Raw genomic sequence first — 24,000 nt, 5'->3', positions numbered from 1 at the left:
CTGCGCCCTTGCGCCTCCGGAGGCGACCTGTAACGCGCAGCCTAGGGCAGTTGCCGGAAAGCTTCCATCAACTATGGGCGCAATTTCCGCAATCGCTTCCCGACAGCGCGGATGAGTCCGCGCAGCGAGATTTCTCGTTTCCGCACAGGCGGTTGATCGCAAGACACCGCAGCAGCTACCCCGGACCGACAAAAACACATTAAAATTAGAGACTTAATCCGCCAATCCGGCGAGGAAGTCGCCCCATTCCCGCCAAAGTCGGCGCCAGAATCCGGTATTCGCGACGGCAGGCCAAAGGCCGTGACGACTCTCTTGAACGGAACCGGTGCAAAGGACGATGACAGCGCAGCCACTTCCCATTGGCGCTCCCCCTGACAGCCTGCCCCCCGGCACGCCGCTGTTGCAGGGGCAGTACCTCGTGGAGCGCTTTCTCAACGCTGGCGGTTTCGGCATCACTTATCTGGCGCGCAACCGGCTTGAACGCCGCGTGGTGCTCAAGGAATGCTATCCGTCCACGATGTGCTATCGCAGCGCCGACACGGTCCGCGCGCGGTCGCGCTGCCAGCAGACCGAGTTCGAGACGGTGGTGCGGCTCTTCGGCGAGGAGGCGCGGCGGCTGGCCAAGCTCGACCATCCCAACATCGTCGGCGTGCATGACGTCTTCGAGGACAACGGCACCGCCTACATGGCGCTCGACTATGTTGAGGGGCGGGATCTCTTCGACATCATCGTGCACGAGCCCGCCCGGCTCACACCGGCGTTGGTCGTTGCGATCACGCACAAGATTCTCCAGGCGATCGCCCACGTTCACCGGCTCGACATCCTGCACCGGGATATCTCGCCCGACAACATCCTGCTCGATGGCCGGAACGAACCGATCCTGATCGATTTCGGCGCCGCCCGGGACACGGCGCGCCGCGCCAGCCGGGTGCTGTCGGCGCTACAGGTGGTCAAGGATGGCTACTCGCCGCAGGAATTCTATCTCGCCGGCTCCCGGCAGAACCCCGCGGGTGATCTCTATTCCTTCGCCGCCACGCTCTACCATGTGCTTACCGGCACCGCACCGGCCGACAGCCACACGCGGCTCTCCGCCCTCGCGGAGCAGCGTCCCGATCCCTACCGGCCGCTGACTGGCCGTCATCCGGGCTACGACGCCGCCTTTCTCGCCGCCATCGACACATCGCTGAATGTCTTTGCCAAGGACCGGCTGCAAAGTGCTGAGGAATGGCTCGACATGATCGATGTCGAGGCGCGCAGGCGCGTGCTCTCCTCGGAGGTGGATTCCAATCCGGAGATCGTCGCGCGCATCCGGAAAATGGTCGAGGACGTGAACTCCGTCGTGGCGATCGAGGAGCAGCGGGCCGCACGGGAAGCTCTGCAACGCGAGTATCGCGAGGACGCCGAACGCCGGGAACGCGAAGACGCCCGACGTCGCCTGCGCGAAGCCGCCATCCGCGAGGCCGAAGAGGCCGCGCGCCTGCGCCCAAAGGCCGTTGACGTTGCCACAGAAAGCCGGGCCGAGGACACGGAGACGGGAGAAACGGAACGCGAGGTCATCAATTGTAATGGCGTCATCTTCAACGGGCCGCTTCCCGGCAACGACCCCGCGGCGGCGCCTGCGAGCCCGGGACGGTCGCGGCGCACGCCCGGCCTCCTTCGGTGGCTGCTGCCCGGGTTCCGAAGACGGGATCCGGCCGGACAACTCGGCAGGATGGAGAGGAGCGAGGTATGAATCTTTTCCGCAGGAAACCCGCACGCGAGCAATTTGTCCCATCTACGGAGCCGGTTGCCGCTCCGGCTACGCCTGAGCCTGAGCCCGTACTGGAACCTGAGAACGTGCGGGACAGCGTCGAAGAGGACTCCTTTATCGACGAGGTTCCTGAGGACCCCTGTATCGACGAGGATCCTTATGCCGAGATGGACCGGTTGCGCGCGCTGACCTCAAACAGCGGCGACACGCAATCACGGCACAGTTCTTTCAGATTGGGACCGGTCGCGGATCGGCCGGCGCAGCCGCCGCGCACTGCACCGGCCGCGCTCGAGGTAGCCGGAACGGGCCCCTTCACCGCGGAGTCGCAGTTGGACGGCCAGGCCGGTAGCGCGCCGGTGCGGCGGCGCATCTGGGACATCGAGGACGACAGCTCGGCATGCATTGCACCGGTGCCGACATCGCCACTCTCCCAGTCACCCGGCGCAACGCCGTTGCCGAACTACCCCGGGCCGCAGCCCGCCGCGTGGCCCCGGCCGGAAGCACGCGTCAGCGAGGAAGTCCGCCTCGCGCGCGCCCAGATCGCTCTCATCACCGATGCGGGCCGGGCCTCCGTTCCGACCGGGGCGCCGGCAGACGCCGCCCGCGCGAAAACCCGGCTCCTCGGCTTCCAGACTGCCGATTTCGAGGCGCGCGACCCGCTGGCAGGCCCTCACGCAGCGGCGCCGGGCTCGGTTCCGCGATTCCCCGTTGGCTGGATCGTCGTCGTCGACGGTCCCGGTCGCGGCGCATCCTTCACTCTGCTGAACGGCGTCTCCTCGATCGGTCGCGGCGAGGACCAGGCGATCCGGCTGGACTTCGGAGATATCTCGATCTCGCGCCAGAACCACGCTTCGATCGCGTTCGACGACGAAGTGAACCGATTCTTCCTTGGTCATGGCGGCAAGTCCAATATCGTGCGGCTGAACGGCCGGCCCGTGCTCTCGACGGAAGACCTCGCGGGCGGCGATACGATCCGGATCGGTGAGACGACGCTGCAATTCATCGCCTTCTGCGGCGAGGATTTCAGCTGGGACGGGACCGGCGAAGATGCGGAGGACGACGATGGCGCAACCCGCTGAGCTCTGCCTTGACGCTGCGACGGGGCTCAGCCTCGGCGGGCGGGAGGAGCAGGAGGACGCCGTCCTCAGCGACGTTCTCCAGGACGGCGGCGCTGGCATCGTGGTGCTGGCCGACGGGCTCGGGGGACATGTCGCGGGCGCCGTGGCGAGCCGGATCGCGGTGAGCACGGCCCTCTCCGAACTCGTGGGTCAGCGCGACGCGCGCGGCCGGCTAGGCCCGCACATACCCGACCGCCTGATCGCCGCCGCCGTGTCCGCAAACCACGCGATCCTCGCCCACGCCAACAGCCATCCCGAGACCGCCGGCATGGGCGCGACGCTGCTGATCGCCGTCGTTCAGGACGCCCGGCTCTGGTGGCTGTCGATCGGTGACAGCCCGTTCTACCTGCTACGCGCCCGTCGGCCACGGCTCCTCAACGAGATCCACTCGCTGGCGCGGCAGTTCGACTTTCTCGCCAGCGTCGGCGAGATGGACCCGAAGATCGCCGCTTGCCACCCTGACCGAAGCTGCTTGACCTCCGCGCTCGGCTGCACCCTGCTGCGGCAGGTCGATTGCCCCGACTGTGGCATCGACCTGATTCCGGGCGACGTGCTCCTTGCGGCGAGCGACGGAATCCTGACATTGCCGGAAGCCTCCATCGGCGACGCTGTCGCCGCGACGCCGCGCAGCACGGCGAGTGATCTTGTCGAACGCCTGCTGAGACGGGTCGAGGCCGCCGAAGCTGCCGAACAGGACAACCTCTCGGTCGCCGTCCTGCGCGTTGTGCCGGCCGTTGCCGGCGCCGGTTACCCGCGTCCGGAGTGGCTCAGGCGGCTCGGATTCGTCTCCGGCAGAGGTCCTGCACGACTTGGCCAGGCATTGCGCCGGCTCCGGCAGTCAGGCTGCGCCGCGCCCGAACGCGCAGTTCCGCCGAAATGATCCGTCAGGCCGGCCCCCCCAGCCCGGTCGAGCAACTCGCCGCGGCGCTCGCCTCCGGCAACCTGCCGCGCGGCGCGCGCGAAATGGGTGCGAAAGTGCTGGAGCGGCTGGCGGCGCCGGTCCGACTCGCGGTTCTCGGCCGGCCCGATGCTGACCTGGCCGGAACGGTCAACGCGCTGCTCGGCAACCCGATCCTGCCCGACCGTGCCGGGATGCCACCGATAGACCTCTGCTTCGGTACGCAGAGCGATATTCAGGTGGTCACCGGCGACGGCCGGCAGACATGGGTCGACCACGCAGAGTTCGATCAGCTCGATCCCTGGCAACTTGCAAAGGTCAGTCTCGCCGCACCGGTGCCGCTGCTGGAGCAGATGTCCTTCCTCGTCGTGCCGCTCGAGGGCACCGCACAAGACCTCGAGGCCGCCATTGGCTGGACCGCGCGGCGCGCCGACATGGCGATCTGGTGCAGCGCGACGCTGGATGCCGGCGAACGCGCGGATTGGCAGCGTCTCCCGGACCAGATGATCGACCATGCCTTCCTCGCAGTCTCCGGCCGGTCGCGCCCGGCCACCCGGGAGGCCGACAGCGGGATCGGCCTGCGCTTCCGCGCGATCCATTTCCTCGGCAGCGGGCCCGATCAGACGCTGCGGTTGGAACGGTTCCGCAGCGAGCTGCTGAACCACGTTGAGGCGGCTCGGCGGGAGGACCTCGAGGGCGCGCTGGTCTTTCTAGACCGGTTCAAGCCTGCAACGGCGACGGCGGTCGCTCCCCCTGCGGCGCATTCGCCCCCCGAGCCGCCCGATTTCTCGGACCTGCTGGACCCGGTCCCGGCGCAACGCAGCGCCCACACCGCGCCGGGCGCGGATATCGTGTCCTTCCTCGCCGCCCAGTCCGGGCAGCTCGCCCGGCTCTGCGACCAACCCGGATTGGAGGCACTGGCCGATGCCGCCCCTGCGGTGCTGAGGCTCTGCGCGGAGTCGATCGAGGCCTGTAACGAGATTGCGGCGGCGACGGGCGGCGACCTGGCCGACCTGCTGGCCGAAGCCTCGGACCTGGTGCTGCTGATGCAGGTCGAGGAGACGCCGCAAGCGATGACCGACGCCGTCGCCTTGATGGTCCAGCTGCGGCACGAATGCGAGACGCTGCGCTGCGCCTGAGGGTCCGGAACGTCTCGAATTGCAGCTATTCGCCGCGACTCCGCCACAAATCCGCCCGGCTTCGACCGGTGCCGGGCAGCAGGCTGGAAGGGAACCAATCCGTCAGGAGGGATCATGCAAGGCAAGGGGGCATACGCAATCGGCGATACCGGCCGCGGCCGGGTCGAAGCTTTCCCGGCGCCGCCCGGAATAGCTGGCCCCGGCCCGCTGATGCGGATGTGCCTGGAAGGGCTTTCGCCGCTCGTCGCGCAGCGCGCAGAGGTGCTGGACGTGCTCGACGACCTCGTGGCCTGCGGCGACACGGCCACTGCGGACAGCGCCCGGAAGCTGCGCCGGACGCTCATGGAGCTCGAACCCGCTGTCACCATGATCGGCCAGGTCAAGGCCGGCAAGACCTCGCTGGTCAACGCGATGGTCGGCGAGCCCGGCCTGCTGCCGGCGGATGTGAACCCCTGGACCTCCGTCGTCACTTCACTGCATGTCGGACCGGGCGCGGAAAAGGCGCCCTGGGCAGCGCGCTTCACCTTCTTCGATCCTGAGGACTGGGACCGGCTCACCCGGAAGGGCGGACGGATCGGTGAACTCGCCGGCCGCTCTGGCGCTGCGGAGGAGGCCGAGAAGATCCGCGCCCAGATCGAGGCGATGCGCGAGAAGACGCGCCGCCGGCTGGGGCGAAAGTTTGAGCTTCTGCTCGGCACCAGCCACGACTACGGGACGCTGAGCAAGGACCTGATCGAGCGCTACGTCTGCCTCGGCGACGACTTCGTCGATGAAGAGGAGACCGGAGCGCACGACGAACAGGGTCGCTTCGCCGACATCACCAAGGCCGCCGACCTGCACCTGCCGCGCCCCGACTGGCCCATGGGCCTCTGCCTGCGCGACACACCTGGCGTCAACGACACCTTCATGATGCGCGAGCAGATCACCATGAGCGCGATCCGCGACAGCCGCCTTTGCGTCGTCGTCCTGTCGGCACATCAGGCGCTGAGCACGGTCGACATGGCGCTGATCCGGATGATCTCCAACGTTCAGTCGCGCGAGGTCATCATCTTCGTCAATCGCATCGACGAACTCTCGGACCCCGCGACGCAGATCGAGGAGATCCGCGCCTCGATCCGCACGACGCTGAAGGCGCACCACGGGCCTCACGAGGCACAGATCGTGTTCGGATCGGCGCATTGGGCGGAACTCGCGCTCATGGGCGACCTGACGGCGCTCGACAAGACGGCAGGTTCGGTCCTGCTCTCCTATGCCGAACACGTCGCCCGCAGCATGGAGCGTGATTTCGGGCCGCTCGATCTCATCTGGTGGCTCTCCGGCGTCCCCGCGCTCTACACCACGATCTGGAACCGGATCACCGAGGGCGCCGCACGCGAGCGCCTCCAGTCGGTCGCGCGCAAGGCAATGAACCTTGCCACCGGCCTGTCCGCCGCGGCCGCGGCCGATCCGGTCCATCTCGCCGCCAGTCATTCCGGACGGATCGATACCGGGGCGATGATCGAGGCCCTCGACCGCCTGGAGCACCGGACCATGGACGCGCTCGGCCAACAGTTGGATGCCGCGCTGACCGAAGCCGCAAGGCGGCTCGACCGCTCGCACCAGAATTTCCTCGAACGCGCCACCGCCGCGCTGATCCAGCATCTCGACATCTACGGCGAGGCCGCGCCGTGGAGTTACGATCCGGCGGGCCTCCGGCTGCTGCTGCGCTCTGGGTTCCAGGTCTTCGTTCGGCAGATCCGTGCCGCCGGCCAGGCGGCGGGCGAGCGCGCTGCCGAAGAGGTTGCCGGAATCTATGCGCGGGCACTCGGCCGCGCGCCAGACGCATTCCGGATCCAGCCACCGAGCCTTCCCCGGATGGCGCCACCGGTACTCATCGGCCAGACGATCGCGCTCGATCTCAAGGGAACGTGGTGGCGCCGCTGGTGGAGCCGCCGGCGCGGCTACCAGGCCTTCGCATCCGAGTTCCACAAGATGATCGAGGACGAGACGCAACCCATCGTCAGCGCGCTCAAGCTCACCCATTGCACGCCCTGCGCCAACCAGGTCCGGGCGGCGCTGAAAGCCTTCTTCGACGATCAACGGGCGATCTTCGCCGCGCTCGAGACCCGCAACCCAAGCCTGGCCGATGCCGATTCCTCGACCAAAACACTCGAGAGGGCGGTCTCGCGGCTCGCTCGCTTCGCCGCCTGACAGCAAGGAGAACCCCATGTTTCACAACCCGGATCTCAAGGTGGAACTGCCCGCGATCCCCAACGCGCCGATGCCCAGGCCAGCCTGCGCCGAAGCCGCCATTAGCCACCGGCCGCGCATCGCCATCATGGGGGAGTTCAGCGCCGGCAAGTCGACTCTGACCAACCTGCTCATCGGCTCCGATGCCCTGCCAGTGAAGGTCACCGCGACGCACCTGCCGCCGGTCTGGCTCAGCCACGGCAACGCGACGCCCCGCGGGGTCGGGCTTGATGACGTGGAATTCGACATCGACCTCGCCAACCTCTCCACGATTCCGCTCGAGCGCACGCAGTTCCTCCGGGTCGAACGGCCGGCGGGCGTTCTGGAACTTTGCGACATCATCGATTTCCCCGGGATCTCCGACCCGAACATGCCGGCCGAGATCTGGCAAAGGCTGATCGCGCGCGCCGATGCGGTGATCTGGTGCAGTCACGCCGTTCAAGCCTGGCGGCAGAGCGAGGCCGCTGTCTGGGATGTCATGCCGCCGGAACTCCGCGAGCGCAGCTTTCTGCTGCTCACACGGATGGACAAGCTGACCTCCGAGCGCGACCGCAGGCGCGTGCTGGCGCGGGTGCGCCACGAAACCGACGGTCTGTTCGCTCAAGTCTTCCCGGTGTCGCTGACCGAGGCGCTGGCCGCCGGCGATGATGCGTCCGCGTGGGAGCAGAGTGGAGCCCGCGCCTTCATGGACGCGCTTCTCGATCTCGTCATGACCTTGTCGAAACTGCTCGGCCGGGAGATCCCGGCGGTCTCCGCGATCAACCCGGCGGATGACGATCAATGGGACGAGGAGGACGAGTTCATGCCGATTCGGCCCGCGACGATCGAACCCCTGCACGGCTCGCGCCTCAAACAGGCCGCGCCGACGGAGGCCGCGCGACCGGGGCGGATCGTGCCGAGGCGCGTCCATGCCAAGGGCACCGCCCGCCGCCCGCCGCGACCGCAGGCGCCGGAGGACGAGTTGGCGGATATCTTCCGCCAGGGCTGAGCGAGATCCGCAACGAGTAGCAAAGCCGAAAGGTTTTTGCGCCATACCGGGACGCAGGCATTGCCCGTTCGCAGCCCGGAGCGCCCGTTCGATGAATCTCGTGGAACACCTGACCAGGATACACCGGGAAACCCCGGGATGCCGGTCGGTGATCTTCGGTGATGTCCGGACACGGACGGTCCTGCGGGCGTCGGCGGACGAAGATTTCCGCCAGGAGGACCATGACCGCTGCCTCAGCGAGGCGGCGATCTGTCTCGGTCCCGCAAGCACGGATCTCTTCGCCATGGTGTTCGGCGACGGGGCCGAACCGCCCACCGGCGCGGTGCTGCGCAACGCCCGGCGCACGAGTCACTACGTCCTCCTCGACGCCGAACGGAGCGACGTGGTCGCCGCCACGACGGAGAACGGTCTGCCGCCGACGGCTATGGAAACGGCGCTTCTCTTGCTGGCGCAGGCCGATGACTGACAGGGCGGACGTGTCGACCCTGGCCGAAGATTGGCGCTCCCGCCTCGTCACGCTGCATCGCATGATCGACCGGCTCGGCGCACCGTGCATCAGCGTCGGACAAGGCGCGCGTTGCCTCGATGGAAGCGGTGCGGAATGTCTGGCCGGGCTTATCGACGAGATTGACGAGACGGTGTTGCCGCGTCGCCTCGTGGTCCGGAACGCGCGTCGCGAAGGGCTCGAACTCGAGCTGCGCATCCGCCGCCTATTCCACGCTCTCTTCGTGGGTCCCGAGACTTCGGATCCCGCAAGGCCGCGAACAGAGAGCCTGCTGCTCAACCAGGCCGATGCCGGCCAGCTCGCCGCCTTCGGCAAGGTGCTCGGGGCCTTCTGCGACGGAGCGCCTTTGACACTGACGACCCTGCCCGCCGCCAGTGAACCTGCCCTGGACGAATCCGGGGTTACCGCGGCGACCCTGCGCCATATCCTCCAGGATCCAGCCGGCGGAGACGCGCGCAGCATCCCCGCCGGTGACGCGCTCCGGGACTACCTCGCCGACTGGGCGCCCCGATGCCGCGCTCTTGTGCACGGCGCCGGGCCGGATCTGGTCGAACAGGGAGAGGTCGGGCTCGCCCTTGGCCTCGCGCGGGCGCTTGAATTCTTCGGCGAGCGGCTCGATGCGCTGGCCGGCGGCGAGCCGCTCGCCCTTTGTCTCGCCTCCGGAGATCCTGCGCTCGAACGGATCGCCTTTTTCGCGGCGGGCGCGACCCGGGCTGCGCTTCTGGTCGCGCCGGAGGTTCAGGACGCGCTGTTCGCGAGCTGGTCGGACTGGCTGGCCGGACAGTCCGGAGCGTGACGTCGGCGGACAGCGCCGACTCCACAAGGGAACAAAAGGTGAATAAAATGCCCTCTCAAGCCGAGTCGCCTGGCATGCGGGGCGACCTAAACAGGGGCACGGAGGCGGGCGCATGGGCTTTGCGGAGCTCTCGGCGACATCGAATTTCACCTTCCTGACCGGCGCCTCCCATCCGGAGGAGCTGATGGAGCGCGCCGCGCTCACCGGCCTCTCCGCCCTGGTCATCGCCGACGAGAACTCGGTGGCCGGGATCGTGCGCGCCCATGTCCGGGCACGCGAGATCGCCCGGCAGGTGGCCGTCCGCGCCGCCTCCGAAGCCGCAACCGGCCTCATTGGCCCGCCGCCCCCACCCGGCCTGCCGCCAGCGCCGGGCGTCGACATCCGAAATACGCCTCGACTGATCCCCGGTGCCCGAATCGTCACGAGAAGCGGATTCGAGCTCACCGCCCTGCCGCGCGACCGCGCCGCCTGGGGTCGGCTCTGCCGGCTGATCTCGCTCGGCCGCCTGCGCGCAGAGAAGGGCGCCTGCGATCTCGCGCTGGAGGACCTGCTCGACTGGGGCGATGGCATGGAGCTTCTGCTTCACCCCGAGGACTCGCTCCCCGGGCAACCAGCGAAGACGTCGCCGCGCGGCGCGGGTGCATGGCGGACACAGGCGGACCGGCTGACGCGCCGCTTCGGACCGGCCGTGCATCTCCTGCTCGCTCCCCGCTATGACGGGCAGGACCGGGCGCGGTTCGACCGGCTGGCCGGGATTGCCGCCGGCCTCGGGATCGACAGTGTCGCTTCCGCCGCGCCCCGCATGCATGCCGGCCGCCGCCGCAAACTCGCCGATGTGCTGACCGCCATCCGCACCGGTTGCCGCGTGGAAGAGCTTGGCCGCAGCGCGCTCTCCAATGGCGAGCAGCGCCTGCGCAGCGAGACCGAGATGCGCCAGATCCTCGGTCCGCATGCAGAGGCTGTCGACCGCGCCGGGGAGGTCGCCGCGCGCTGCACCTTCTCGCTCGACGAGTTGCGCTACGAATACCCCTCCGAGGTCACCGGCGGCGAGAGCGCGGCCCAGAGACTCGCCCGCCTCGCCCGGTCCGGCCTCCGCTGGCGCTATCCCGCCGGCGCGCCCGAAAAGGTCCGCCAGCAGCTCGCCCACGAGCTCGCCCTGATCGGCCGGCTGGGCTACGAGCCCTATTTCCTCACCGTCCACGACATCGTCGATTTCGCCCGCGCCCGCGGCATCCTCTGCCAGGGCCGCGGCTCGGCGGCCAACTCCGTCGTCTGCTACTGCCTCGGCGTCACGTCCGTGAGCCCCGAGATCGGCACCATGGTCTTCGAGCGCTTCGTCTCCGAGGCCCGCGGCGAGCCGCCCGATATCGATGTCGATTTCGAGCATGAGCGCCGCGAGGAGGTGATCCAGCACATCTACACCCGCTACGGCCGCCACCGGGCCGGACTCTGCGCCACGGTGATCCATTACCGCGGCAAGCGCGCCATTCGCGAGGTCGGTCGTGCCATGGGGCTCAGCGAGGACAGCGTCTCCGCCCTCTCCAGCCAGATCTGGGGCTGGGGGTCGCTAAAGGGCACCGAAGCCCGCCGCATGCGCGAGATCGGGCTCGACCCCGGGGACCGCCGCCTGGCGCAGACGATGGAGCTTGTTGCCGAGATCCAGGGCTTCCCGCGCCACCTCTCCCAGCATGTCGGCGGCTTCATCGTTACCGAGGGCCGGCTCGACGAGCTCTGCCCGGTGGAGAACGCGACGATGGAGGACCGCACGGTCATCCCCTGGGACAAGGACGACATCGACGCGCTCGGCATCCTCAAGGTCGACATCCTCGCCCTCGGCATGCTGACCTGCATCCGCAAGGCCTTCGACCTTGTCGCCCGCCACCACGGGACCGATTACACGCTCGCGACGCTCCCGCCCGAGGACCCGGCGGTCTACGACATGCTCTGCAAGGCGGACTCCCTGGGCGTCTTCCAGGTCGAGAGCCGGGCGCAAATGAACTTCCTGCCGCGAATGAAGCCGCGCAGCTTCTACGACCTCGTCATCGAGGTCGCCATCATCCGCCCCGGCCCGATCCAGGGCGACATGGTCCACCCCTACCTGCGCCGCCGCAATGGCGAGGAGGCGGTGGTCTTCCCCTCCGACGCGCTCGGTGCAGTGCTGGCCAAGACGCTCGGTGTACCGCTCTTCCAGGAGCAGGCGATGCAGATTGCCATCGTCGGCGCCGGCTTCTCGCCGGAGGAGGCGGACCGCCTCCGCCGCTCGCTCGCCACCTTCAAGAAGCACGGCAATGTCAGCGAATTCCGCGACCGCTTTCTCTCCGGCATGCGCGCCAATGGCTACGAAGAAGACTTCGCCGCCCGCTGCTTCAGCCAGATCGAGGGCTTCGGATCCTACGGTTTCCCCGAAAGCCACGCCGCGAGCTTCGCGCTCCTCGTCTACGCCTCTGCCTGGCTCAAGCGGCACCATCCCGGCATCTTCGCCTGCGCGCTGTTGAACTCCCAGCCGATGGGCTTCTACGCCCCGGCCCAGATCGTCCGCGACGCGCGCGAGCACGGGGTGGTGGTCCGCCCGGTCGACATCAACCTCTCCTACTGGGACAATTCAATGGAACCCGACGGGCGCGGCGGGCTGGCGCTGCGCCTTGGCTTCCGGCAGATCCGGGCGATGCGCGAGGAGGAGGCGCATTGGGTGGTGGCGGCGCGCGGCAACGGTTACCGGAGCGTCGAGGATGTCTGGCGCCGCGCCGGGGTGCCACCGGCGATGCTCGAGGCGCTGGCCGAGGCGGACGCCTTCGCGCCGCTCAAGCTCTCCCGCCGCGAGGCGCTCTGGGAGGCCCGCGCACTCCGCGCCGCCCGGCCCCTGCCGCTCTTTGCCGGCGACATGGACGGCGAAGGGCTGGCAGAGCCAGCCCCCGACCTTCCGGCGATGTCCCTCGGAGAAGAGGTCGTGGAGGACTACGTTTCCATGCGGCTGACGCTCAGGGCACATCCGCTCGCCCTGCTGCGTCCCCGGCTGACGCCGGGAGCCGCACCGGTGCTCATGCCTTCGGAACCGAGATGAGCGAGGTCATCTTGTAGTTGCCATCGGAAGCGATGGTGACCGCATGCCCGGGCGCGTCAACAGCAAAAAGACGGTCCGCCGCGGCGGAACCGAAGCGGTCTCCGTAATCGGTCCATTCCAGCCGCTCGTCGAGCCCGGTCCAGTCGACATTGTTGCTCGGCGGGTTGATCGAAATGGCCACCCCCAGCACAGCCCCCTCCGCCAGGGCATCGATGGAATTCGTGGTCTCGGTGCCGTTGGACACGACTGCCGATGCGGCGTCGGCATTGCCAAGACACCACAGATGCATGCCGGTCCGCGACTGGGACACATCGTGGGTGACGACGACATCGACGAGGCCCGACGGCGCATTGGCGAGATAGCCGAAGCGGATCGCGTTGCTGAAATACTCGTTCCGGCTCAGAAGCGTCGCCGCCTGCCCGCCGATGGTGATCCCCGTGATCGCACCCGAAGAGGTGCCCCGACTGGTGCCGGCGACGACAACGGCGCCTCCCGACCCGAGATCGATACCCGCGAAAATGTGCTGCGAGCCGTCTGTCGTCGTCCCTGCGAATCCGGTGGCCTCGATCGTGACGGCCCCTTGCTCCGGCGTCGCACCGGCAACCGGCGACACCGGGCCGCTACCCACCGCGTTGACCGCCGAGACCCGGTAGAAATGGGTCGTGCCGTTCGCCAGCCCGGTATCGACATGGCCCGGCACCGGGCTGACACCATCGTCCAGAACCGTCCAAGCGACTTGGTCAAGAGAGCGCTCGATCAGGTAGTCGGTAATCGGCAAGCCGCCGTCCGCGGGCGCGGTCCAGCTTAGGGAGACCTGCATGTTGCCCGCGTTGGCGGTAAGGCCCGGTACGGCGTCCGGCGCCGACGGCCGGTGCGCCTGCGCCACCGGCAGCGCCTCGAGATAGCGGCTCCCGAGAGCCCGCAACGAGGCGGCGTCGAAATGGGTGTCGTCGCCGAGGTCGGTCAGCCGGCTCGGCAGGTGCGATCTGACGACGGCGGTATGGAACAACCGGTTCGGCGAATCGAGGATGATGTCGTTCAACGCTGCCCGATCGGCAGCGCCATCGATGAAATCCGGCGCGAGTTCACCCAGCAGGAAGGGCGTTGTCTCGCTGGCCGCCAAGATGTCGTTCCGGAGGCCGGCGATCATCGCGTCGAGATCGGCCATGTATCCTGCATAGCCCGGGTCGTGCTCGCCCTGGTGCCAGAGGATGCCGCCGAGACGGAAATCCGGGTTGGCCGCGAAGAGCGCGTTGGCACGATCCACGAGGCTGGCATAGAGCCAGCCGCCGATCCGCCACTCGCCGGAAGAGAATCCGGTGCCGCCCATCGCCGCCGGCAGCAAGACGAGATCGGTGTCGGGGTTGGCTGTCCTGAAGCCGATCGCGAATTGCAGCGCGAGGCCCATGTCCCCGTCCTGAGCATCGTAATGATCGAGCGGCGTCGTGGGGGCCTCGAGCGCTCCGGCACGCGTGTATTGCAGGACGCCATCCGGAAAACCCGCGCCGCCGTCGAAATCGGCCCGGCCCACCATGTTGCTCTGGCCGGCAAGAATGAAGACCCGGGTCGCCGCGCGCGCGCCCGAGATTGGCTGCACCATCCCGCGCACGAGAGGTCGGAGAATGGAAGTGACGTTGGACATCTGGTGCCTCCTTTGCACAGGGGATTTTCGCGAAAAGCGTTAACGATCCGGAAACGAGGCGGTCGCACCGGAGGCAGGACGCGCCGGCACCCTTGCTGCTGGAGGTTATGGCGAGGAAGGAATCAGGTCCGCGGGCAGATCCATTTGACCGCGCGATCCAGGCCGCGATTCAGCGGTTGGCGACGAGTGCCCGGACGACGGCGGCGCCGGAATTCGACGACCGCAGATCGCGGATGTCCTCCTGCCGTCCGCGGAGCGGAAGCCACATCCCAGTCCAGGTCTCCCCGCCGAGAATGAGGAGCATGCCACTCAGACCGGAGTGGGTCAGGACCTGAGCTATCGAACGTGCCATTGCGGGCTCCCTCTCGCACCATTCTGCTACTGACCGCACTTCCCTAAGAAACAGTTAACCTGAGGTCACCGTGAAGACTCGCACTCTGGCGGAGCGGGGTCCCGGGGCGGACGCGGTGATCTCAGGTCGAGCGGAAGGCCGTACCCAAAAAATCCGGTCTTTCACGCTTCTTTCAAGCCTTGCTGCGCAGATCAGGCGTATCCTGATCCGCGTGCTCGAAGATATCGGGCCGGAGATCCCGGCCGCCGAATTCATCCATGCCTGCGAAACGCCCGAAACCCGCCGACCACCGCGCGGCAACGGATTGATTCGTGCCGCGGAGAGCTGCGCAGGGCCCGACTCCGTGACTCCGTCGGGGCGCGGTGAATGTCCGGGCGCTTTCAGTGGTTTTCCGCCCCGGAATGACCTGCCCCAGCGGCAAGGTGGGACTTTCTGTCCGTTGCCACTGGACAAACCACCCCCTAACCAATCAAGCACACAAGGGGGCGCGGAGGGAGTCAGCCGGATCGGCGGCAGCGTCCCCAGGATGAATTGAGAGGGACCAACATGACCAATGTCGTTATCGCCTCGGCCGGCCGAACCGCAGTCGGCTCGTTCCTTGGCTCATTTGCCAACACACCCGCCCACGACCTGGGCGCAGCCGTGCTGAAGGCCGTGGTGGAGCGCGCCGGCGTGGATCCTGCCGAGGTCTCCGAGACCATCCTCGGCCAGGTGCTGACCGCCGCGCAGGGCCAGAACCCGGCCCGCCAGGCGCATATCAATGCCGGCTTCCCGCAGGAATCCGCAGCCTGGGGCATCAACCAGGTCTGTGGCTCGGGCCTGCGCACCGTGGCGCTCGCCGCACAGCACATCATGCTCGGCGACGCCACGATCGTCGCCGCCGGCGGCCAGGAAAGCATGTCGCTCAGCCCCCACGCCGCCGCCATGCGCCAGGGCCAGAAGATGGGCGACATCAAGTATGTCGACACGATGATCAAGGACGGCCTCTGGGACGCTTTCAACGGCTACCACATGGGCCAGACGGCCGAGAACGTCGCCGAGAAATGGCAGATCAGCCGCGAGATGCAGGACGAATTCGCCGTCGCCTCGCAGAACAAGGCCGAGGCCGCCCAGAAGGCCGGTAAATTCGTCGACGAGATCGTCCCCTTCACCGTCAAGACCCGCAAGGGCGAGACGGTGGTGGACGGCGACGAATACATCCGCCACGGCGCCACGCTGGAGGGCATGCAAAAGCTGCGCCCTGCCTTCACTCGGGACGGCACCGTGACGGCTGCCAACGCCTCGGGCATCAATGACGGCGCCGCGGCCGTGCTCTGCATGTCCGCCGACGAGGCCGAGAGGCGCGGGATCGAACCGCTCGCCCGCATCGCGTCCTACGCGACCGCCGGTCTTGACCCGTCGATCATGGGCGTCGGCCCGATCTATGCCTCGCGCAAGGCGCTGGAGAAGGCCGGCTGGTCGGTCGGAGACCTCGACCTCGTCGAGGCAAACGAAGCCTTCGCCGCCCAGGCCTGTGCGGTGAACAAGGACATGGGCTGGGATCCGTCGATCGTGAACGTGAACGGCGGCGCCATCGCCATCGGCCACCCGATCGGGGCCTCGGGATGCCGCGTGCTCAACACGCTGCTCTTCGAGATGAAGCGGCGCGACGCCAAGAAGGGCCTCGCCACGCTTTGCATCGGCGGCGGCATGGGCGTCGCTCTCTGCGTCGAGCGCCCGTAACTCGCAAAGCGACAAACCTGACCTGCAAGGGGCGCCGTCACCGGCGCCCTTTTCTCTACGATCCGGATAGTCCGCCGCAGCGCCCGGAACGGCGTAATATTGTTGCGCAATGCGGCTCGGGCTAATACACAGAATTGCCGAACAAGACGCCAGACAGGGAGGAACATCATGGCAAGAGTTGCACTCGTTACCGGTGGATCGCGGGGCATTGGCGCCGCCATCTCGAAAGCATTGAAAGACGCGGGCTATTCCGTTGCCGCAACCTATGCGGGGAATGACGAGGCCGCGGCGAAATTCACCGAAGAGACCGGTATCAAGACCTACAAGTGGAACGTCGCCGATTACGACGAAAGCGCTGCGGGAATTGCCAAAGTCGAAGAGGATCTCGGCCCGGTCGACATCGTCGTCGCCAATGCCGGCATCACGCGCGACGCGCCGTTCCACAAGATGTCGAAGGAGCAGTGGCACCAGGTCATCGACACCAATCTGACCGGCGTATTCAACACCGTTCATCCGGTCTGGCCCGGCATGCGCGAGCGGAAGTTCGGCCGGGTGATCGTGATTTCCTCGGTCAACGGCCAGAAGGGGCAGTTCGCCCAGGTGAACTATGCCGCCACCAAGGCCGGAGACCTCGGCATCGTGAAGTCGCTTGCGCAGGAGGGTGCACGCGCCGGCATCACGGCCAACGCTGTCTGCCCTGGCTACATCGCCACCGAGATGGTGATGGCGATTCCGGAGAAGGTGCGGGAGTCCATCATCGCCCAGATCCCCGCCGGCCGACTGGGCGAACCGGAGGAAATCGCCCGCTGCGTCGTCTTCCTGGCGTCTGACGACTCGGGGTTCATCAACGGCTCGACCATCTCCGCGAACGGCGCCCAGTTCTTCGTCTGACCTTTCGTGACCGGCTCCAGCAGGAGAGCGTCCCGACGCTCTCCTGCGCCCGGGGCGAGAGGGTTGGAAATCGTTCCGGCGGAAGCCTATACCAGCAGGCGAGTCCAAGCCGAAGGAGAGCGCCATGGCAAACCCGACAGCCGCCATGCTGGTAATCGGAGACGAGATCCTCTCGGGACGCACCCGCGATTCCAACATGCACCGCCTTGCCTGTGAATTGACCAAGCACGGCATCGACCTGACCGAAGTGCGCGTGGTTGCAGACGACCGTGCGGCGATCATCGCTGGCGTGCGCGCCCTGGCGGCGACGTATGACCATGTCTTCACATCCGGCGGCATCGGCCCCACGCATGACGACATCACTGCCGAGGCGATCGCAGCCGCCTTCGAGACACCGATCGGCATTCGCGCCGATGCCCGCGCGATCCTGGAGGCGCATTACGACTCCACCGGGCAGGAGCTGAACGCAGCCCGCCTGCGCATGGCCCGCATCCCCGACGGCGCCACGCTCATCGACAACCCGATTTCCGCCGCGCCTGGGTTCATTCTCGGCAACGTCCATGTCATGGCCGGCGTGCCCGCGATCTTCGAGGCCATGCTCGCCTCGGTCCTGCCCGCGCTCACTGGCGGCGCGCCAATCCTCTCGCAATCGATCCGGATCGACCGCGGCGAAGGCGAGATCGCCGCCCCGCTCTCCGAACTCGCGGACGATTTCTCCGACCTCTCCATCGGGTCCTATCCCTTCATGCGCGATGGCGTGCACGGCACCCATGTCGTCATCCGCGGCACCGATGCCGCGCGGATCGACGCCGCCATGACCCGCCTTGCCGAAGACCTGTCCGGAGGGCCGGCGTGACCGAACCCGACGCCGCGGAGCTTCTTGCCGCCGGCGAAGCGACATGGCCCGCCGCGCGCAGGCTCGATATCCCCGGCTGGCGCATCCGCGATGGGGCTGGCGGCGGGCAGCGGGTTTCCTCGGCCACGGCCCTCGGACGCGCGCCATCGGTGCCGGCGATGGAGGCCGCACAGGCCCGGCTCGGTCAGGTCCCGCTTGTCATGGTCCGCCCCGACGAAACCACGCTCGACGCCGCGCTCGACGCCGCGGGTTATCGGATCAAGGATCCGGTGACGATCTACCTTGCGCCCGTCGCAGCGCTTGCCGAAGCGCCGCCGCCGGTTTCGGCATTCCATGTCGCCTGTCCGCCGCTCCGCATCCAGGAGGAGATCTGGGCGGAGGGCGGCATCGGTCCGGACCGGTTGGCCGTGATGGCGCGGGCACAGGGTCCGAAGGCCGCCCTGCTCGGCCGGACAGCCGACCAGCCGTCCGGCGCCGCCTTCGTCGCGATCCACGGAAACATCGCGATGCTCCACGCGCTGGAAGTCACGCCGCAGCTGCGACGCAGCGGCACGGCACGGCACCTGATGCGCGGCGCGGCGATCTGGGCCGGATCGCGCGGCGCGGCCTGGCTCTCGGTGCTTGTCACCCGCGAGAATGCGCCCGCCAATGCGCTCTACGCGAAGCTGGGAATGTGGGCCGTGGGCAGCTATCACTACCGGGTGAAACAGCCCGTGCCGTCCAAGGAAGAGAAACAATGAGCTGGGATGCAACTTACGCATCGTTGGCGGGTCGTGCCGCCTGACAGGATGAGACCACTTGCCCGCCTGCTGATTCCGGTTCTCGCCCTCGCCGCGGGACCTGCTGTCTCGGACCTCGCCGGGCTGCCGGTCGGTGCGCGGCTCGCGGCCGAGGAGCGCGCGGCGCTGGCCAGCGTCAGCCTTCCGGCTGGCCCGATGCGGTCGACGGACAGCGAGATGCTTTCGCTCGAGGGCGAGATGTCCCGTCAGGCCTGGCAGGTCTCGGGCTCGGACCTGACAACCGAACAATTGCTCGCTCCCCTGCGCGACGGGCTTGCAAAAGAGGGCTTCGCTATCCGCGCCGACTGCGCCGACCGAGCTTGCGGCGGCTTCGAGTTCCGTTACGCGCTGGACCTGCTTCCGGAACCGGCAATGCATGTCGATCTCGGAGATTTCCGCTACGTGCTGATGGCACGAGGAACCGGCGCACAGGCCGAATATGTCGCGCTGCTAGTGAGCCGGACCGAAGAACGCGGCTTCATCCACATCACTTGGGTCGGCCCGTCGGACCCGCAGGCTGCTGGCGTCAAGAGCTTGGACAACCCGGCCGCCGGAGCACCGCGCGCCCGTCCGCACCGCGAATACGGCGCGCTCGCTGCGCCGTCCTCCAACATGCCGCCGCCGGGCGACCTCGCAGACAGTCTCGATCGATCCGGCCGCGCGGTGCTTTCGGACCTCACCTTCGAGACCGGGTCTTCGCGCCTCGCAGCGAAACCCTTCGCGTCGCTCGCCGCGCTTGCCGACTGGCTCACACGGCACCCCGGGAAGACGGTCGTGCTGGTCGGCCATAGCGACACCGAAGGCGCGCTCGACAGCAATATCGCCCTTTCGCGCAAGCGCGCGCAGGCGGTTGGTGAGCGGTTGCGCGAGGAATTCGGCGTCGACGGGTCGCGCGTCTCGGCCGAGGGTGTGGGCTATCTCGCGCCCCTGGCCTCGAACCGGACTGACGCGGGCCGCAGCGCCAATCGTCGGGTCGAGGTGATCGTCGACGGCGAGGGGTGAACAAAAAATGGCCGGGTCTTCCCCGGCCAGGTCTTCTCACATCAACGCGACTGCTACCAGACTTCGGGAGCCTTCTCCGCAAAGCTGCGGACCAGGAAATCGATGAAAGCGCGGACCTTTGGCTGGGTGAACCGGCCGGGCGGATAGACGGCGTAGATGCCGAGTGGTTCGCGCGGCAGATCCGGGATCGCCTCCTCGACCAGCCCGGCACGCATTGCGTCGGCATAGAGGAAGCTCGGCAGATAGGCGATGCCTAGGCCGGACACGGCCGCGTTCAGCAGCGACTGCCCGTCATTGACGGTCAACCACCCTGCGGTGCGCACCTGGCGCTTCTCGCCGGAGGGCGCCGTCAGCTTCCAGACATTGCCGTTCGACTGGTTCGAGTAATGCAGAAGCTTGTGCTCGTTCAGATCGTCGATCTTCTCCGGACGGCCATATTTCGTGAAATAGGCCGGGCTGGCGATCATCCGCTTGCTGGTTTCGGTCAACTTGCGGGCGCGCAGCGTGGAATCCTCGAGTTCGCCGATCCGGATTGCCATGTCGAACCCTTCAGAGATCAGCTCGACGTAGCGGTTGTTCAGGATCATGTTGACGGTGATGTCGGGGTATTCCTGGAGGAAGTCGCCAAGGATCGGCGAGAGATGATTGACCCCGAAATCTGTCGCCACCGATATGCGCAAGAGCCCCGAGGGCGCCGACTGCATCGAGGTGACGAGCGCATCGGCCTCGCCGGCATCGTTGAGAACGCGGCGGGCCCGGTCGTAATAGGCCAGGCCGATCTCGGTCGGCGATACGCGGCGGGTGGTGCGATTGAGCAGGCGCGCACCGAGTCGCGCCTCGAGCGAGGAAACATGTTTCGACACGGCCGACTTGGAGATTCCCATCTTCTTGGCTGCATCGGTGAATCCGCCCTGGTCCACCACGGTGGCAAAAGCTTCCATTTCGGTCAGGCGATCCATCAGGTGGTCCTCACGCGGTCATGACGTAACGCCCCGGTTATCGGTTCGGATTTCGGCACGATTGGGGCGATCAACCGACAATGTCTGGATTTCATCGGGCATCGTCGTGTCTCCGGAAACACTTGGGCAACTTCGAGGCGCTTTTGGGTCCCGGTGCCGAAGGACGGCTCTGCGCGGCGTCAGAGCCTCGCGGCGAGCCGCGTGCCCTGGTCGATGGCGCGTTTCGCGTCGAGTTCGGCAGCGACATCGGCACCGCCGATGACATGCGCCGGCTTTCCCGCCGCTTCCAGCGTATCGGCGAGGGTGCGCTCGGGGACCTGGCCGGCGCAGAGCACGATCGTGTCGGCCGCGATCCGGCTCGGCGCCTCTGCGTCGTTCGAGGAAACCAGCAGGCCGTCCGCATCGATCCGCTCATAATTCACCCCGCCGAGCATCTTTACGCCCAGCCGCTTCAACTCGGCCCGATGGATCCAACCCGTGGTCTTGCCCAGCCGCTTGCCGGGCGCCTCGGCCTTGCGTTGCAGCAACACGACCTGCCGCGCCGCGATCTGCGGCCGCGGCCCTTCCGGTGCCAGCCCGCCTCGGCTTGCCTCGGGATCGTCGACGCCCCAGATCGCGCGCCAGGCCGCGAGATCCTCGCTCGGGCTCGCGCCCGAATGGGTCAGGAACCGAGCCACGTCGAAGCCGATCCCACCGGCGCCGATAATGGCGACCCGCCCACCGACCTCTGCGCCATCGCGCAAGACGTTTATATAGCTCAGAACGTTCCCGCCATCCTGTCCCGGAATCTCCGGATCGCGCGGCCGAACGCCGGTCGCGACGATCACCTCGTCGAAGCCGAGCAGCATCTCCACCCCGGCCGGTGTCCCGAGCCGGAGCTCGATCCCCGACGTCTCCACCATCCTCTGAAACCACGCGACGAGCCCGTGAAACTCCTCCTTGCCCGGCACCCGCTTCGCCATGTTGAGTTGCCCACCGATCTCCTCGGCCGCCTCGAACAACGTCACAAGGTGCCCGCGCTCCGCTGCCGTCAGTGCCGCGGCGAGCCCAGCCGGCCCCGCGCCGACAACCGCGACGCGCTTCGGTGTTGCTGCCGGCTCGACCACCAGCTCGGTCTCGTGGCAGGCACGCGGGTTGACGAGGCAGGAGGACAGCTTGCCGCCGAACTTGTGGTCGAGGCAGGCCTGGTTGCAGGCGATGCAGGGCGCGATTTCCGACGCGCGCCCCTCCGACGCCTTCTTCACGAACTCCGCATCCGCAAGGAAGGGCCGCGCCATCGAGACCATGTCGGCACAGCCCTCCGCCAGCACTGCCTCGGCCACCTCTGGCGTGTTGATCCGGTTCGAGGCGATCACCGGGATACCGACTTCGCCAATCAGCTTTTTCGTCACCCAGGTGAAGGCGCGGCGCGGTACCGAGGTCGCGATGGTCGGGATGCGCGCCTCGTGCCAGCCGATGCCGGTATTGAGAATCGTCGCGCCCGCCGCCTCGACGGCACGCGCTAGTGCCACCACCTCCGCCCAGTTCGAGCCCCCGGGCACAAGGTCGATCATCGAGAGGCGGTAGATGAGGATGAAATCCGGTCCCACCGCGCCGCGCACCCGGCGCACGACCTCGACCGGCAGCCGCATCCGGTTCTCGAACGGCCCGCCCCAGCGGTCGGTCCGCCGGTTTGTGCGGGTGACGAGGAACTGGTTGAGGAAGTAGCCCTCCGATCCCATTACCTCGACGCCGTCATAGCCCGCGTCTTGCGCACGGGTTGCGGCGGTCACGATATCGGCGATCTGTTTCTCGATCCCCGCCGCGTCGAGTTCCTTCGGCGAATAAGGCGAGATCGGCGACCGGATCGGGCTCGGCGCGACGCAATCGGGGCCATAGGCGTATCGGCCGGCATGCAGGATCTGCATCGCGATCTTGCCGTCCAGCGCGTGAACGCGATCGGTGACGATCCGGTGGTTGGCGACGTCCCGGGCAGAATACAGCCCCGCGGCGTTGGGGAAGACACCGCCCTCGCGGTTGGGCGCCATGCCACCGGTGACGATCAACCCGACACCGCCCGCCACCCGCGCGCCGTAGAAGGCCGCGACGCGCTGCCAGTCCTGCAACTCCTCGAGCCCGGTATGCATCGAGCCCATCAGCACGCGGTTCCGCAGCGTGGTAAAACCGAGGTCCAGCGGCGCCAGAAGATGCGGATAGCTGGCCATGAAACCCTTCCTCTCTGGCGCGGCAGGATAGGCCGCGACGGGGCGATGTCACGCGCAACGCCGCGTCATGGATTGACGCAAAGGCAAGGCGCCGATCAGTCGGCCGTTTCGAATCAATGGCGACGGAAGGCGCGCTTCAGGAGGTCCGGCGCGCCGGCGAGATTGGCCAGTCGCTTCCATTGGTCCAGCGCGCGGGCGCCCGATCTGCTCGCTCACACCAAAGGCCATGTCGATTTCCGCCAAGCTTCGCGCCTGGTGTTATTGCAAACCCCTTCGAAGCTGCAACGACCCGTCGGATCTCCCGGCCGGGTCCTAGCGGACGGGACTCGCGGCCCGGATCTCCTCGACCAGCTCACCCACCGCGCGGAACCCTTCATCGGCGGTCACCGGAAAGCCGGCGAGGTCCCGGAAGGTGGCAGTGACCATCCGTCCGTTCAACTCGAAGACCGCGCGCCAGCTCCGCCCGCCGAATGCCGGGTCGCCGCCGGTCTCGCGCGCCTGAAGGAAGAACACCCCGTTGCGACTGAAACTCGCGCCGAGTTCGGTCGCGGCGGCGTCGCCCGAGCGTGCAAGCGCAGCACGCCCTGCTTCGGAGGCGAAGTAGCGGCCGAGTTCACGCGGGCTGGGCAACTCGTTTCGGCTGCCGTCTACGCTGGCCGTGAGCAGGCCGCGAATCGCCGGGTGTGGCGCGCGACGATCGCCGGTGACCGAGTGGCAGGAGGCCATGAGCACAAAAGCCGCCCGCGCGCCCTCGATCGAGGCCAGGGGATCGATGCAATAACCGCGCGGGGCGGCGACCACGACGGAGGATCCGGTGACCGGCAGGCGGGTCTGCGCCGCCAGCCCGTCGCTCTCGCCGCGCAGCGTCGCAGCCTGAGCCAGCGTCGCGGCACAGATAAACGACAGGCCCAGCAGAGCCGCCCAGAAAAGATCGTGGTGATAGAATCCGGCCGTCATGTCCGTTGCCCGCCTGTCTGCCTGTCCACTGCCGTTTCGGGACGCTACAGATTTCAAAGGCGCGGAGCAACGGATCACTGCGAGCATGCGCGGCTTCCGGCTCAGGCGATGGCACGGGCCACCGTTGCAAGGCTGCGCGGAACCGCCTACCT

General features: G+C 67.6%; 19 protein-coding genes. 14 read left to right on the top strand and 5 right to left on the bottom strand.

What is annotated here, in order from left to right:
- Positions 1 to 337 precede the first annotated feature (337 nt).
- The 9 genes from EU800_RS06955 (at position 338) to EU800_RS06915 (ending at position 12,484) form a co-directional block, all read left to right on the top strand.
- The gene (locus tag EU800_RS06955) at positions 338 to 1,732 is read left to right on the top strand and encodes a serine/threonine-protein kinase (protein ID WP_129629941.1); all 1,395 of its coding nucleotides are present in this window, start codon (positions 338 to 340) and stop codon (positions 1,730 to 1,732) included.
- 104 nt (positions 1,733 to 1,836) lie between these two features.
- On the top strand, positions 1,837 to 2,829 hold the full coding sequence (locus EU800_RS06950) for an FHA domain-containing protein (RefSeq protein WP_242500427.1): 993 nt from the start codon (positions 1,837 to 1,839) through the stop codon (positions 2,827 to 2,829).
- On the top strand, positions 2,813 to 3,748 hold the full coding sequence (locus EU800_RS06945) for a PP2C family serine/threonine-protein phosphatase (protein WP_165354581.1): 936 nt from the start codon (positions 2,813 to 2,815) through the stop codon (positions 3,746 to 3,748). The genes EU800_RS06950 and EU800_RS06945 overlap by 17 nt, the downstream gene beginning before the upstream one ends.
- Complete coding sequence (locus EU800_RS06940; protein ID WP_129629937.1) at positions 3,745 to 4,905, top strand: hypothetical protein; 1,161 nt, start codon at positions 3,745 to 3,747, stop codon at positions 4,903 to 4,905. The genes EU800_RS06945 and EU800_RS06940 overlap by 4 nt, the downstream gene beginning before the upstream one ends.
- Before the next feature lie 114 nt (positions 4,906 to 5,019).
- Complete coding sequence (locus tag EU800_RS06935) at positions 5,020 to 7,095, top strand: dynamin family protein (protein ID WP_129629935.1); 2,076 nt, start codon at positions 5,020 to 5,022, stop codon at positions 7,093 to 7,095.
- 16 nt (positions 7,096 to 7,111) lie between these two features.
- A complete protein-coding gene (locus EU800_RS06930; protein WP_242500426.1) occupies positions 7,112 to 8,122 on the top strand; it encodes a dynamin family protein in 1,011 nt (336 codons plus the stop codon).
- Positions 8,123 to 8,213: 91 nt separating this feature from the next.
- On the top strand, positions 8,214 to 8,588 hold the full coding sequence (locus tag EU800_RS06925; protein ID WP_129629933.1) for a hypothetical protein: 375 nt from the start codon (positions 8,214 to 8,216) through the stop codon (positions 8,586 to 8,588).
- Entirely contained in the window at positions 8,581 to 9,423 is an 843-nt protein-coding gene (locus EU800_RS06920) for a hypothetical protein (protein ID WP_129629931.1), read from the top strand. Before EU800_RS06925 ends, EU800_RS06920 begins: the two co-directional genes overlap by 8 nt.
- 112 nt (positions 9,424 to 9,535) lie before the next feature.
- Entirely contained in the window at positions 9,536 to 12,484 is a 2,949-nt protein-coding gene (locus EU800_RS06915) for an error-prone DNA polymerase (protein WP_129629930.1), read from the top strand.
- On the opposite strand, the gene EU800_RS06910 is transcribed toward EU800_RS06915, so the two are convergent.
- Both EU800_RS06910 and EU800_RS06905 read right to left on the bottom strand, forming a co-directional pair.
- Entirely contained in the window at positions 12,462 to 14,126 is a 1,665-nt protein-coding gene (locus tag EU800_RS06910) for a sialate O-acetylesterase (protein WP_129629929.1), read from the bottom strand. The genes EU800_RS06915 and EU800_RS06910 overlap by 23 nt on opposite strands.
- 169 nt (positions 14,127 to 14,295) lie before the next feature.
- Positions 14,296 to 14,478 (bottom strand): hypothetical protein, encoded by a 183-nt coding sequence (locus EU800_RS06905; RefSeq protein WP_129629928.1) that lies wholly within the window; start codon positions 14,476 to 14,478, stop codon positions 14,296 to 14,298.
- A 546-nt stretch (positions 14,479 to 15,024) separates the two neighbouring features.
- Here EU800_RS06905 and EU800_RS06900 point away from each other — a divergent pair.
- The 5 genes from EU800_RS06900 (at position 15,025) to EU800_RS06880 (ending at position 19,728) form a co-directional block, all read left to right on the top strand.
- A complete protein-coding gene (locus EU800_RS06900) occupies positions 15,025 to 16,200 on the top strand; it encodes an acetyl-CoA C-acetyltransferase (protein ID WP_129629927.1) in 1,176 nt (391 codons plus the stop codon).
- Positions 16,201 to 16,368: 168 nt separating this feature from the next.
- Entirely contained in the window at positions 16,369 to 17,091 is a 723-nt protein-coding gene (gene phbB / locus EU800_RS06895) for an acetoacetyl-CoA reductase (protein WP_129629926.1), read from the top strand.
- A gap of 124 nt (positions 17,092 to 17,215) precedes the next feature.
- The gene (locus tag EU800_RS06890; protein WP_129629925.1) at positions 17,216 to 17,947 is read left to right on the top strand and encodes a molybdopterin-binding protein; all 732 of its coding nucleotides are present in this window, start codon (positions 17,216 to 17,218) and stop codon (positions 17,945 to 17,947) included.
- Positions 17,944 to 18,687, top strand: a complete 744-nt coding sequence (locus EU800_RS06885; protein WP_129629922.1) for an N-acetyltransferase — start codon at positions 17,944 to 17,946, stop codon at positions 18,685 to 18,687. Before EU800_RS06890 ends, EU800_RS06885 begins: the two co-directional genes overlap by 4 nt.
- Before the next feature lie 6 nt (positions 18,688 to 18,693).
- On the top strand, positions 18,694 to 19,728 hold the full coding sequence (locus EU800_RS06880) for an OmpA family protein (RefSeq protein WP_129629920.1): 1,035 nt from the start codon (positions 18,694 to 18,696) through the stop codon (positions 19,726 to 19,728).
- 53 nt (positions 19,729 to 19,781) lie between these two features.
- Here EU800_RS06880 and EU800_RS06875 read toward each other — a convergent pair whose 3' ends face one another.
- The 3 genes from EU800_RS06875 to EU800_RS06865 form a co-directional block, all read right to left on the bottom strand.
- Positions 19,782 to 20,687 carry a LysR family transcriptional regulator gene (locus EU800_RS06875; protein WP_129629918.1) on the bottom strand — a complete coding sequence of 302 codons (906 nt, stop codon included), beginning with the start codon at positions 20,685 to 20,687 and terminating at the stop codon, positions 19,782 to 19,784.
- Positions 20,688 to 20,866: 179 nt separating this feature from the next.
- Entirely contained in the window at positions 20,867 to 22,891 is a 2,025-nt protein-coding gene (locus EU800_RS06870) for an NADPH-dependent 2,4-dienoyl-CoA reductase (protein ID WP_129629916.1), read from the bottom strand.
- A 312-nt stretch (positions 22,892 to 23,203) separates the two neighbouring features.
- The gene (locus EU800_RS06865; RefSeq protein ID WP_129629914.1) at positions 23,204 to 23,848 is read right to left on the bottom strand and encodes a hypothetical protein; all 645 of its coding nucleotides are present in this window, start codon (positions 23,846 to 23,848) and stop codon (positions 23,204 to 23,206) included.
- Positions 23,849 to 24,000 lie beyond the last annotated feature (152 nt).

The organism is Tropicimonas sp. IMCC6043, assembly GCF_004146235.1.
Classification (GTDB): Bacteria; Pseudomonadota; Alphaproteobacteria; order Rhodobacterales; family Rhodobacteraceae; genus Tropicimonas.
This window is presented reverse-complemented; position numbering and strand designations above follow the sequence as displayed.